The following is an 11630-nucleotide window of genomic DNA, read 5'->3' as shown; positions in this document are numbered from 1 at the left end:
GTTACAGCGAGCGGAGGACTGACACGACCTTGCCCATGATGGTGGCGTGGTCCCCGAGGATGGGCTCGTACTGGGTGTTCTGGGGGAGCAGCCAGGTGTGGCCGTCGCGCTGCCGGAACGTTTTCACGGTGGCCTCGTCGTCGAGGAGGGCAGCGACGATGTCGCCGTTGGCTGCGTCCGCCTGGCGGCGGACCACCACCCAGTCGCCATCACAAATGGCTGCATCCACCATGGAATCCCCGGCCACCCTGAGCATAAACAGTTCGCCCTGGCCCACCAGCTGCCGGGGGAGCGGCATAACGTCCTCCACCTGCTGGTCGGCAAGAATGGGGCCACCAGCGGCGATGCGGCCCACGAGTGGGACCATCGCGGTGTCCAGGGCCGTGGGCAACTCCGTGACGGTGGCCCCGCCTGCGGAGATTCCTGCTGATGGCTGGCTGGCCGGCTTGGCCGCGCCGCCGTCCAGGGTCAGGGGCATGAGGACTTCCATGGCGCGCGGACGCTTAGGGTCACGGCGGAGGTAGCCGAGTTTCTCCAGCTGGGCCAACTGGTGCGTGACGCTTGAAAGGCTGGCCAGTCCCACAGTGTCACCGATCTCCCGCATGGACGGGGGGTAACCGTTCTCATTGACGGAGCGCTGGATGGTTTCGAGGATCTTTTTTTGCCGTGGCGTCAGGCCCTTGGCGGTCCTCTTCGGTTGCGCGGTTGCCCTGCCCCCGGCGGCTGCTGCTGCCATATTCGCCAATGCCTTTCGGTGTCCGCGGGGCCCCTTCCACGGCCAGGCCCTGGAGGATCCCGCCCCATAATGTCAGACCCTGCTGATCGACTGTCCGGGTGGTTGTTCTTTTGTTCAAAACTAGGCCAGCCACACTGCTTTTTCAAACATTTGTTCTAGCGAGTCTCGACAATGTTCGTTGATAGGTGCTAAAACTGAAGAAGCAAAGTTCGAACATATGTTCTACTGCGAACACGGGCCATTCGAAGATGGCGCCGGAACGCCCCTGCCGGGGCGCGGAGCAGAACATCCGGGCAGCACAGTATGGTCCAGGAGGGCTCAGTTCATGTCAGCTACATCTGTTTCGCGGGGTTCACGTCCACAGCTGCACTCAGTGCAGCAACTTCTGTCCCGGCCTGAAGGGCGGCAGCCGGAACGGCCGGCAGCCCTTCCGCCCCTGCGGCTGACCCGCCGCGGCCGCATCGTGCTGATCGGGATTCCCCTGGTGCTGCTGGCCGCCCTGCTGCTCTCCCTGGCCGGCTTCTTCAACTCCCCGGCGAAAGCCTCCGACTCTGCTGCGGACCTAGAAACGACGTCCGCGGTCAGCGTGACGGTCCAGCCCGGCCAGTCGCTGTGGGGCATCGCGGCCACCGTGGCGCCGGAGCGCGATGCACGTGATGTTGTGGCGGATATCGTGCAGCTGAACAACCTGTCCGCAGGCACGGTCTTCCCGGGGCAGCAGCTGTTCGTACCCGCCGCTTGATTTGGCACATGCCGAGGGCGAACAGGATGCCGTCACATTTTCCGGCACCCGGCACGGGCACTAAACTGTTCAGGTGAATGACCAGCTAGAACGCCTGAACCGGCTTCCCCTCCGCAGCAACCTCCGCGGGCTTACCCCTTATGGTGCGCCACAGCTGGACGTCCCCATCCTCCTCAACGTCAACGAGAATACACATGGTGTTCCGGCGGACGTGCGGGCTGCCATCAGCGCGGCGGTGTCCGAGGCCGCCGCAGGACTGAACCGCTACCCGGACCGGGAGTTCACGGAACTGCGGAAAGCGCTGGCGGAATACCTGGGCCACGGATTGGACGAGACCAACCTCTGGGCCGCCAACGGCTCCAACGAGGTGCTCCAGCAGATCCTCCAGGCCTTCGGCGGCCCCGGACGCACAGCGCTCGGCTTTCCGCCCACGTACTCCATGTACCCGCTGCTGGCCAGCGGAACGGACACCGAATACATCGTCGGTGAGCGCGCCGAGGGCTACGGCCTCAGCGCCGAATCCGCGGCGCGGCAGGTCAAGGAACTGCAGCCCAACATCGTGTTCCTCTGCTCACCCAACAACCCCACGGGGACGGGACTGGGGCTGGACGTCGTGGAGGCCGTCTATGAGGCCGGTGAAGCAACCCAGACCATCGTCATTGTGGATGAGGCCTACCACGAGTTCGCACACGACGGGACGCCCAGTGCACTGACGTTGCTGCCCGGCCGGGAGCGGCTGATCGTGTCCAGGACCATGAGCAAGGCCTTCGCGCTGGCAGGAGCCCGCCTGGGCTACATGGCTGCAGCACCCGAAGTTGCCGATGCGCTGCGCCTGGTCCGGCTGCCGTACCACCTCTCCGCCATCACGCAGGCCACCGCACTGGCTGCCCTCCAGCACCGTGAGGCGCTGATGGCGGATGTGGAAGACATCAAGAGGCAGCGGGACCGCATCGTGTCGGAGCTGACGCGCATGGGCCTCAAACCTGCGGCGTCCGACTCCAACTACGTCTTTTTCGGCGGACTGGAGAACCCGCACCGGGTCTGGCAGCAACTGCTGGATGCGGGCGTACTGATCCGGGACGTGGGGATTCCGGGCCATCTTCGCGTCACGGCCGGAACTGAGACCGAAACCACAACCTTCCTCACATCCCTGGAAAGCATCCTTGCAAGCCAGGCCACGCTTCCCGCCTAGACTGGAAGCAGCGGCGCTGGACGCCCTGAACCACCCCTTCTGCCCAAAAGGACCCAACGCATGAGTACCACCGGATCGAACGTGGCTGCGGCCCGCACTGCGCGCATGGAACGTGCCACCAGTGAGTCGTCCGTGCTCGTGGAAATCAACCTGGACGGCACCGGCATCTCGGACATCGACACGTCGGTACCGTTCTACGACCACATGCTCACGGCGCTGTGCAAGCACTCGCTGATCGACATGACCGTCAAAGCCACGGGCGACATCCACATCGACGTCCACCACACGGTGGAGGACGTCGCCATCACCTTCGGAGAGGTGCTGCGCACCGCACTCGGGAACAAGGCCGGCATCCGCCGGTTTGGCGAGGCTACCGTCCCCCTTGACGAGGCCCTGGCCCACGCCGTCGTCGATGTTTCCGGGCGTCCCTACCTGGTGCATGGCGGCGAGCCCGCAGGCCAGGAATACCACCTGATCGGCGGCCACTTCACCGGGTCCCTCACCCGCCACGTGTTCGAGGCCATCACGCTGCACGCGGGCATCTGCCTCCACATGAACGTCATCGCAGGCCGCGATCCGCACCACATCGTCGAGGCCCAGTTCAAGGCGTTCGCGCGGGCGCTCCGTGCTGCTGTGGAACCGGATCCCCGTGTTGAGGGGATCCCCTCCACCAAGGGTGCGCTGTGAGCGGCCAGGTCCTGCGGGACGGTGCCATCGTCGATCCCTCGGCCTCCCGGAAACTGCCCTCGCCCGAGGGCAAGCCCACCGTCACGGTCCTGGATTACGGCTCCGGGAACGTCCGCTCCGCTGTGCGGGCGCTGGAACGGGCCGGTGCAGAAGTCATCCTGAGCTCAAAGCCGGAGGACGTCCTGAACGCCGACGGCCTTGTGGTCCCCGGAGTCGGAGCCTTCGAAACCGTGATGCGCGAGCTCAAAGCCGTGGACGGCATCCGCCTCATTGGCAGGCGGGTGGCCGGCGGGCGGCCGGTCCTGGGCATCTGCGTAGGCCTCCAGGTCCTCTTTGAGGCTGGAGTGGAGCATGGCACCGAAGCTGAAGGCATGGGTGAATGGCCCGGCAAGGTGGAACTCCTGCCGGCCGACGTGGTGCCACACATGGGCTGGAACACCGTCAAGGTGCCCGAAGGGTCGAAGCTGTTTGCCGGCGTCGAAAACGAGCGGTTCTACTTTGTGCACTCCTATGGGGTCCAGGAATGGACCTTCGATGTCATCCAGCCACGGATGGCAGCGCCCCTGGTCACCTGGTCCGAGCACGGCGCTCCGTTCATTGCCGCCGTCGAGAACGGCCCGCTCTGCGCCACGCAGTTCCACCCGGAGAAATCCGGTGATGCGGGCGCGCGCCTGCTCCACAACTGGGTGGAAGCCCTCCGCAGGCCCGCTGCCGGCGGCCAGTCCGACAGCAGCCAGTCGGACAGCACGCAGGCCAACAATACTTCGGCCCGCGGCGGGGCGCCGGTTTCGGAAGAGGGCTCCGCCTAGATGTGGTCCGTTCTCCTGATGGGGCTTGCCGGCGTGCTCGTCGGCGGTGCACTGTCTTTCAGGCAGCAGCACAAGCCGCTCTGGACCCAGATTTCGTTTTATGTTCTTGCGGGCATGTCGCTGCTCGCCGCCTACCTGCTGACGCTGCCGGGCAACTGACCGCGGCAGGCCATCCTGCCCCCACCCTGAGGATTCACCATGACCACTTCAACTGACCTTCCCGTTCTCGAACTGCTGCCCGCCGTCGACGTCGTCAACGGCCAGGCCGTCCGGCTGGTGCAGGGCGAAGCGGGCAGTGAGACCAGCTACGGGACCCCGCTCGAAGCGGCACTCAACTGGCAGGAGCAGGGAGCTGAATGGGTTCACCTCGTGGACCTGGATGCAGCCTTCGGGCGGGGCTCAAACGCGGAGCTGCTCCGCGAAGTTGTGGGCCGGCTGGACATCAAGGTGGAACTGTCCGGCGGGCTTCGTGACGATGCGACCCTCGAAGCGGCGCTGGATCTGGGCGTTGCCCGCGTGAACCTGGGAACCGCCGCGCTGGAAAACCCCGAATGGACCCGCCGTGCCATCGAGCGCTTTGGTGACAAAATCGCCGTCGGACTCGACGTCCGCGGAACCACGCTGGCCGGCCGCGGCTGGACGAAGGAAGGCGGAGACCTCTGGGAGGTCCTGGGCCGCCTCGAGGAAGCCGGCTGCAGCCGCTACGTGGTCACGGACGTAACAAAGGACGGCACGCTGCAGGGGCCCAACGTGGAACTCCTCCGCCAGATGGTGGAGAAAACGGGCAAGCCCGTTGTCGCCTCCGGAGGCATCTCCAGCCTCGACGACCTCAAGGTCCTGCGTTCGCTTGTGCCGCTGGGCGTTGAAGGGGCGATCGTGGGCAAGGCCCTCTACGCCGGCGCCTTTACGCTGCCCGAAGCCCTCGACGTTGCCGGCCGCCGCTAAGGGCGCACGCCGGCATGGCCAGCAACGAATCAGGCACTCCGTCACCCCGCCAGTTGCCGGGGCATATCGCTGCGGCGCTGGCAGGTGCCGGCGGCTCCACGGACTCCGCAGGGCAGCCCTGGGCGGGCCGGAGCCTGGCCGGCGACGACGCCAGGATCCACAACTTCGAGAACGACGACGGGACGGCCAGCGCTGACTACCTTGCCGCCATAGCGGCACTCCGGGACGGAACCGGGGACGAGGCGGCCGTCGTCGCCTCGCTGGCCACCGCACGGGTGTTCATCCCGATCGTGGCCCAGCTCGCGGAGGAAGCGGAAGGCCAGAACGGCCTGCAGGCCGACAAGCAGGCCGACATGGCACTGGTAACGCTCAAAGCCGCTGACGGGAGGACAGCAATGCCCGCCTTCACCTCCACAGCGGCCCTGTCCGCCTGGCATCCCGGAGCCAGACCCGTTGCCGTGTACGCCGCACGCGCCGCGCTCTCTGCCGTCGCCGAAGGCGCAGAGCTCCTGGTTCTTGATCCGGGCTCTGCCTTCACGTTCGTGGTGCGGCGCCCTGCCGTGTGGGCTCTGGCCCAGCAGCAGCAGTGGACGCCTTCATACAGAGACCAGGGACTCGCTGCCGAGATGGGCAGGGCGGCCGCCGGTTTTCCCGCCGTCCGGAACCTCGAATTGGTACCAGGCAGGGGAGTGGCCGCCCGTGCCGCCGACGGGACCGTGGCAGCAGGCGGCGGCGCCGGGCCGGAACTGCAGGTGGTGCTTTACCTGGAGGACGGGCTGGATGCCGCGGGGGTCCAGGAGCTGGTGGCCGGACTCCAGGCCCAATGGTCCCGGAATGTATTGTTTGGGGAGCGCGTCGACTCGATCGACATCAAGTTGAGGCGTGCAGACCACTAGCCGGCAGCCAGCGGGGTGATCCCCAGCCACTGCGGCAGACCTAAGGATCACTCCGTGAATTTCGCTCTCTACCGGGAGTTGCTCGCCGTCCGGCCTATCCGCCGGCTGTTGCTGGTGGGCATGGTTGCCCGCATTCCCCACTCCGCTGCCGGGGTGCTGTTGACCCTGCACATCGTCCTGAGCCTGGACCAGGGGTACGCCGCCGCGGGCGCTGCCGCGGCCGTCATGACCATCGGCATTGCCGTGGGTGCACCTTGGCGCGGCAGGCGGGTTGACACCGTGGGCCTCCGGACAGCACTCATTCCCTCCGTCATCTCGGAAGCGGTCATCTGGTCCGTTGTTCCGCACGTGTCCTACCAGTGGCTCCTTCCGTTGGTGTTTGTGGGCGGCCTGCTCACGCTTCCCATTTTCAGCGTGGTGCGCCAGTCCCTGGGCGTGCTGGCCGACGGCGACCAGCGCCGTACCGCCTTCGCCCTCGACGCGATTACCACTGAGGTGGTGTTCATGATCGGTCCCGCTGCAGGCGCCATCGTTGCCACCAGCGGCTTCACGGTGCTGGGCCTCACCATAGTGGGAGTTTCCACCTCACTGGCCGGGCTGTTCCTGATGTGGTTCAACCCGCCCACCCGAAGCCCGGTGCAGGACGAGGAATGCAGCGCCGATGAGCGCCACGCCGCCGAGGCCGCCGTGGTATCCGCCGCCCCTGCCCACCTGCAGGAGGCTGCGGCTGAACTGGTACCTGCGGGCGCAACACGCAGCGGGCCGGGCCTGCGCGGCAAGGTAGCCCACAACTTCGCCTGGTTCACCGCCACCGTGGCGGCCGTCTTTGCCGTGGCGGCAGGGGCGGGCATGGTGCTGAGCGGGACCGACGTCGGCATTGTCGCCGCCCTGGAAACGGGGGGACGCCAGGCGGAAATCGGCATCGTCTTCCTCTTCTGGTGTGCCGCGTCCGTGGTGGGAGGCCTGATCTACGGGGCCATGCACCGCCCGGTCTCGCCCATCCTCCTGCTGCTCGGAATGGCTGCACTGACAATCCCGATGGGTTTCGCGCATGATACGTGGGCGCTGGCGTTCACAGCGATCCTGCCAGGACTTCTCTGCGCGCCCGTGCTGTCCTCCGCGTCGGAAAAAGTTGCGGACCTGGTGGCTGAGGAGCGCCGCGGGGAGGCCATGGGCTGGTACGGCTCGGCACTGACCGGCGGCGTGGCTCTGGGTGCACCGCTCGCGGGTGTCTTCATCGACGGCACGGGCCCATCCGGAGGCTTCGTTTCGGTGGGTGTTGCCGGCGTCGCGCTTTGCTTCGCAGGCCTTATCCTCCAGCAGCGCCGCCGGGGCAGAATCAAAGCCCAGTAATTCCCAACCCACTAGGCGGAGTTTTTGTCCAGATATGCAGGCTTCCGAGGCGCTAAAGCCTGCATATCTGGACAAAAACTCCATTAAAAGCGCGACGGCGGGACGAGCCGTGAAGGCCGTCCCGCCGTCGTCAAGTGATTGGGCTGGTTCTTTCCTAGTTCACTGCCCCGGTGTACTTCTCGCCCGGGCCCTTGCCCGGGGCATCGGGGATCAAAGACTCTTCGCGGAACGCCAGCTGCAGGGACCGCAGTCCGTCACGCAAGGGTCCGGCATGCTGGGAACCGATCTCCGGGGCGGCGGCGGTCACCAGGCCGGCCAGGGCGGTGATCAGTTTCCGGGCCTCGTCCAGGTCCTTCAGTTCTTCCGCGTTGTCCTCGGCCGCGAGCCCCAGCTTCACTGCGGCTGCACTCATCAGGTGGACGGCGGCTGTGGTGATGACCTCGATCGCCGGCACTTCGGAAATGTCGCGGATGTGCTGCGAGACGTCGCCGGCGGCACCTGCCTCATCCGCCGCAGGCTCGAAAACGTATGAATTACTGTCTGGGGTGCTCATACTGGTAAGCTTGACACAGACCGACTGGATGTCGTTATTTCAGAGATTGTTCGAAACGATCAGGGTTCCCACCGGCGCTGCACAGCGTTGACGGGAATTTTTTCTGTAAGATGGCATGCAGTTTGCAAGCGGAGTTCTCTCCCACCCGCGCCAGCCGCTGTTCCAACCTTTTGGAACTCAAGGTTGCCGGGTACCTGGTTGGGCATGGCGCCGGCATGAGCCGGAACTGTGTGCGCAGTCCCTTTCGCGGGACCTGCATCCGATCTTTTAGAGGCCTTCGATTGCTCCGGCAATTGGGGGCCTTCTCTATTTGCCGGATTCCACAACAAAAACAGGAGCTTTAACATTAGCGAGCCAAGAATCAATGAGCGTATCCGCGTCCCCGAGGTGCGGCTGGTCGGCCCTGCAGGTGAACAGGTAGGAATCGTCCGTATTGAGGATGCCCTGCGTCTGGCTGCCGAGTCCGACCTTGATCTCGTTGAAGTTGCACCTCAGGCGAAGCCTCCGGTGTGCAAGCTGATGGACTTCGGCAAGTACAAGTACGAGGCCGCGGTTAAGGCACGTGAAGCACGGAAGAACCAGACGAACACCGTTCTGAAGGAAATCCGCTTCCGCCTGAAGATCGATACCCACGACTACGAGACCAAGCGCGGGCACGCACTGCGCTTCCTCGGCGCCGGGGACAAGGTCAAGGCCATGATCCAGTTCCGTGGCCGCGAGCAGCAGCGTCCGGAAATGGGCATCCGCCTGCTCCAGCGCTTCGCCGACGACGTTGCGGAAGTTGGCGTTGTTGAGTCCAGCCCCCGCATCGACGGCCGCAACATGGTCATGGTGGTTGGCCCGCTGAAGAACAAGGCGGAGGCCAAGGCCGAAGCCCGCCGCGCTACGCAGCGAGCCGAGGCAAAGGCGGAGAACGAAGCCAAGGCTTCCGGCCGCGTTGACACCTCCGGCGATGATCAGGCGCCCCTGACCCAGTCACTCGCGGATCTGCTCCCGGAGGGGTTCGCCATCAACACCGAGCCGGAAGCCGAAGCGCCTGTGCAGGAGCCGGCCGCCGTCGTCGAACCCGCTGCTCCGAAGCAGGAGGCCCCCAAAGCCGCCGAGGCACCCAAGCAGGAAGCCCCCAAGGCCGAAGCCCCGAAACAGGAGGCCCCCAAGGCCACCGCTCCGAAGGCGGCTGCTGCTCCCAAGGCAGCAGAGCCCAAGGCGGCACCGGCACCGAAGGCCGCAGCGGCGAAGCCTGCTGCTGCTCCGGCCGCCGCGCCGAAGCCCGCAGCAGTGCCTGCTCCGCCGAAGCCGGTGGCCAGGCCCGCTGCACCGAAGCCTGCCGCACGGCCCGCCCCCAAGGCAGCGCCCAAGCCGGCCGGCAAGAAGACCACTTAGTCCACAGCTGCCGGAGGTCGCCCTCCGGCTGTCAGCAACCAGCACGCCGCCCTGAGGGGCAGCTGCGCGATAGAGCTGCAGGCCCAGCCTGCGGAACGTAAGGAGATCGGTTCCCATGCCGAAGATGAAGACCCACAGTGGTGCCAAGAAGCGCTTCAAGCTGACTGGCAGCGGCAAGCTGCGCCGCCAGCAGGCCAACCGCCGCCACTACCTCGAGCACAAGTCCTCCAGGCTGACCCGCCGCCTCGCCGGCGACAAGATCGTCTTCAAGGGCGACGCCAAGGTCATCCGGAAGATGCTCGGCATCTAGTTTCCAAGTTCTTTGACTGACCACCACCTGGTGTAAGTCACCTACCAAAAAGCCTTCTCAGGCCGCCGGGACTACCGGCAGTAGATGCTTGGGAGCAGAATTTTCGAAGGAGTACGCACGTGGCACGTGTGAAGAGGGCGGTCAACGCCCACAAGAAGCGCCGGGTTATCCTTGAACGCGCAAAGGGCTACCGTGGACAGCGTTCACGCTTGTACCGCAAAGCCAAAGAGCAGCTGCTGCACTCGTTTGTGTACAGCTACGGCGACCGCAAGAAGAAGAAGGGCGACTTCCGCCGCCTGTGGATCCAGCGCATCAACGCTGCGTCCCGCGCCAACGGACTCACCTACAACCGCCTGATCCAGGGCCTGAAGGCCGCTGAGGTTGAGGTTGACCGCCGCATGCTGGCCGAACTGGCCGTTTCCGACGCCAACGCTTTCGCAGCGCTGGTCAAGGTTGCCAAGGATTCCCTGCCTGCCGACACCTCCGCCAAGAAGGCTGTTGCCTAGCAACCGGCTGTTCCCGTCAGGGACAGTTCAAGAACCGGTGGCAGCAGCCACTAAAGTTCTTGTATGAACGAAACCGGGCGCCCGCAAGATTTTCCACTGTCCAATCCCCGAGCTGATCGGGTGAAGGACGTGGCAAAACTTGCCGGGCGCCCGGCCCGTTTAAAGCGCGGACAGTTCCTTGCCGAAGGACCCCAGGCCGTGCGCGAAGCGCTCCGGCTCCATCAGCAGCGGGTGGCCGATGGCCAGCAAGGCGTGGTCACCGAAGTGTTCGCCAGTGAAAGCTGCCTGGACCGGCATCCGGAATTCGAGGAACTGTCCCAGGGAGTCAATGCCCGCCTTGCCACCGACGAGGTCCTGGCTGCCATGGCGGACACCGTCAACCCGCAGGGGATCGTCGCCGTCTGCCGTTTCCTTGACGTGACGCTGCAGGAAGTGCTCGACGCCGGCCCCCGCCTGGTTGCCGTGCTCTGCCAGGTCCGCGACCCCGGCAACGCCGGTACGGTCCTGCGCGCGGCCGACTCGGCCGGAGCCGACGCCGTTATACTGACGGCCTCCAGCGTTGACATCTACAACCCCAAGGCCGTCAGGTCCACAGCAGGCTCGCTGTTCCACCTTCCTGTGGTGCTGGGCGCGGACATTGACGAACTTGCGGCCGCCTGCCGTGCCAGGGGGATCGGCGTCCTGGCAGCGGACGGCTATGGGACCCTCAACCTGGACACCCTGCAGGACGAGAACGCCCGGCGCCGGCTGACCGGCGAAGGTCCGGCATCCGAGTACGCCCTGGAGCAGCCAACCGCCTGGCTGTTCGGCAATGAGGCCCAGGGCTTGTCCCCGGAGGAGCTCGCGCTGGCGGACCACCGGGTTGCCGTGCCGGTGTATGGCTCCGCGGAAAGCCTCAACCTGGGGACAGCGGCTACGGTCTGCCTCTATGCCAGCGCGCGCTCCCAGCACCTCCCGGTCACGGCCTAGCATTGGACGCCCCGGCTGCCTCTGCCTCAGGCGGTGGGCGCGCGTCAGAGAGGCGGGATTAAACATTGAAGGGCTCCGGTTCACCGGAGCCCTTGCTTGTTGATGGCGTTCCTGGGAGCGGGTCAGGGTGCGCGGGTGGCCTTGCCGCGACCGGTGACAGCTCCGTAGATGCCGGCCACAACCAGGCCGCCGACGATAGCGAGAATCCAGGTGCCGAGGTCGAAGAAGGCAAGATCGCCCCTGTTGAACAGGAGGCTTCCGATCCAGCCGCCGACGATGGCGCCAACGACGCCCAGCACCAGGCTGGTTACCCAGCCGCCGCCAACCCGGCCGGGCATGACAGCCTTAACAATGGCCCCTACGATGAGGCCCAGAATAATCCAAGCAAGAAAACCCATGTCTCCTCCTTATAGTGACCGGGATCTTAAGGTCCCGATGTGGCTCAAGCTAACATACGGGCGCCCTGAAGTCAGCAGGCCTCCAGGCAGTTGACCCGGTAGGCCGGCGGGCAGGGCGGCCGGGTGCCGGGACACGAGTGAATCATCACTC

15 protein-coding genes are annotated in these 11630 nt (G+C 65.6%); 12 read left to right on the top strand and 3 right to left on the bottom strand.

Going from position 1 to position 11630, the window contains the following annotated elements; all coding sequences use genetic code 11:
* Nucleotide 1: 1 nt before the first annotated feature.
* A complete protein-coding gene (gene lexA / locus ACKAE7_RS04445; RefSeq protein WP_188809386.1) occupies nt 2-736 on the bottom strand; it encodes a transcriptional repressor LexA in 735 nt (244 codons plus the stop codon).
* Nucleotides 737-1061: 325 nt separating this feature from the next.
* Between lexA and ACKAE7_RS04440 the strand changes: the two genes are divergently transcribed.
* The 8 genes from ACKAE7_RS04440 to ACKAE7_RS04405 all read left to right on the top strand — a co-directional run bounded on the left by ACKAE7_RS04440 (nt 1062) and on the right by ACKAE7_RS04405 (nt 7360).
* The gene (locus tag ACKAE7_RS04440) at nt 1062-1478 is read left to right on the top strand and encodes a LysM peptidoglycan-binding domain-containing protein (protein ID WP_191036201.1); all 417 of its coding nucleotides are present in this window, start codon (nt 1062-1064) and stop codon (nt 1476-1478) included.
* Nucleotides 1479-1551: 73 nt separating this feature from the next.
* Nucleotides 1552-2670, top strand: a complete 1119-nt coding sequence (locus tag ACKAE7_RS04435) for a histidinol-phosphate transaminase (RefSeq protein ID WP_408978603.1) — start codon at nt 1552-1554, stop codon at nt 2668-2670.
* A 60-nt stretch (nt 2671-2730) separates the two neighbouring features.
* Nucleotides 2731-3357: an imidazoleglycerol-phosphate dehydratase HisB gene (hisB, locus tag ACKAE7_RS04430; RefSeq protein WP_408978602.1), complete on the top strand. Its 627-nt coding sequence runs from the start codon at nt 2731-2733 to the stop codon at nt 3355-3357.
* Nucleotides 3354-4166: an imidazole glycerol phosphate synthase subunit HisH gene (gene hisH, locus ACKAE7_RS04425; RefSeq protein WP_408978601.1), complete on the top strand. Its 813-nt coding sequence runs from the start codon at nt 3354-3356 to the stop codon at nt 4164-4166. The genes hisB and hisH overlap by 4 nt, the downstream gene beginning before the upstream one ends.
* A gap of 18 nt (nt 4167-4184) precedes the next feature.
* Nucleotides 4185-4325, top strand: a complete 141-nt coding sequence (locus tag ACKAE7_RS04420; RefSeq protein WP_174180311.1) for a hypothetical protein — start codon at nt 4185-4187, stop codon at nt 4323-4325.
* A 39-nt stretch (nt 4326-4364) separates the two neighbouring features.
* The gene (gene priA, locus ACKAE7_RS04415; RefSeq protein WP_188809389.1) at nt 4365-5111 is read left to right on the top strand and encodes a bifunctional 1-(5-phosphoribosyl)-5-((5-phosphoribosylamino)methylideneamino)imidazole-4-carboxamide isomerase/phosphoribosylanthranilate isomerase PriA; all 747 of its coding nucleotides are present in this window, start codon (nt 4365-4367) and stop codon (nt 5109-5111) included.
* A gap of 14 nt (nt 5112-5125) precedes the next feature.
* Nucleotides 5126-6007, top strand: a complete 882-nt coding sequence (locus ACKAE7_RS04410) for an SseB family protein (RefSeq protein WP_188809390.1) — start codon at nt 5126-5128, stop codon at nt 6005-6007.
* A 54-nt stretch (nt 6008-6061) separates the two neighbouring features.
* A complete protein-coding gene (locus tag ACKAE7_RS04405) occupies nt 6062-7360 on the top strand; it encodes an MFS transporter (RefSeq protein ID WP_188809391.1) in 1299 nt (432 codons plus the stop codon).
* Nucleotides 7361-7514: 154 nt separating this feature from the next.
* On the opposite strand, the gene ACKAE7_RS04400 is transcribed toward ACKAE7_RS04405, so the two are convergent.
* Nucleotides 7515-7913, bottom strand: coding sequence for a DUF1844 domain-containing protein (locus tag ACKAE7_RS04400; RefSeq protein WP_104189899.1), 399 nt, complete (start codon nt 7911-7913; stop codon nt 7515-7517).
* 387 nt (nt 7914-8300) lie between these two features.
* On the opposite strand from ACKAE7_RS04400, the gene infC reads away from it, so the two are divergent.
* From infC to ACKAE7_RS04380, 4 genes are all read left to right on the top strand, one after another.
* Nucleotides 8301-9296 (top strand): translation initiation factor IF-3, encoded by a 996-nt coding sequence (gene infC, locus ACKAE7_RS04395; protein ID WP_229666316.1) that lies wholly within the window; start codon nt 8301-8303, stop codon nt 9294-9296.
* A gap of 115 nt (nt 9297-9411) precedes the next feature.
* Nucleotides 9412-9606: a 50S ribosomal protein L35 gene (gene rpmI, locus ACKAE7_RS04390; protein WP_009358635.1), complete on the top strand. Its 195-nt coding sequence runs from the start codon at nt 9412-9414 to the stop codon at nt 9604-9606.
* A 119-nt stretch (nt 9607-9725) separates the two neighbouring features.
* Nucleotides 9726-10112 carry a 50S ribosomal protein L20 gene (gene rplT / locus ACKAE7_RS04385; RefSeq protein WP_013600575.1) on the top strand — a complete coding sequence of 129 codons (387 nt, stop codon included), beginning with the start codon at nt 9726-9728 and terminating at the stop codon, nt 10110-10112.
* A 63-nt stretch (nt 10113-10175) separates the two neighbouring features.
* On the top strand, nt 10176-11081 hold the full coding sequence (locus tag ACKAE7_RS04380; RefSeq protein WP_188809392.1) for an RNA methyltransferase: 906 nt from the start codon (nt 10176-10178) through the stop codon (nt 11079-11081).
* 122 nt (nt 11082-11203) lie between these two features.
* Here the strand turns inward: ACKAE7_RS04380 and ACKAE7_RS04375 are convergent, their stop codons facing one another.
* On the bottom strand, nt 11204-11479 hold the full coding sequence (locus ACKAE7_RS04375) for a GlsB/YeaQ/YmgE family stress response membrane protein (RefSeq protein ID WP_188809393.1): 276 nt from the start codon (nt 11477-11479) through the stop codon (nt 11204-11206).
* Nucleotides 11480-11630: the final 151 nt, after the last annotated feature.

Origin of the sequence: Pseudarthrobacter sp. NKDBFgelt (assembly GCF_046097905.1) — a bacterium.
Lineage (GTDB): Bacteria > Actinomycetota > Actinomycetes > Actinomycetales > Micrococcaceae > Arthrobacter > Arthrobacter polychromogenes.
The sequence above is the reverse complement of the archived record's forward strand: the minus strand, read 5'-3'. Positions and strand labels throughout refer to the sequence as shown.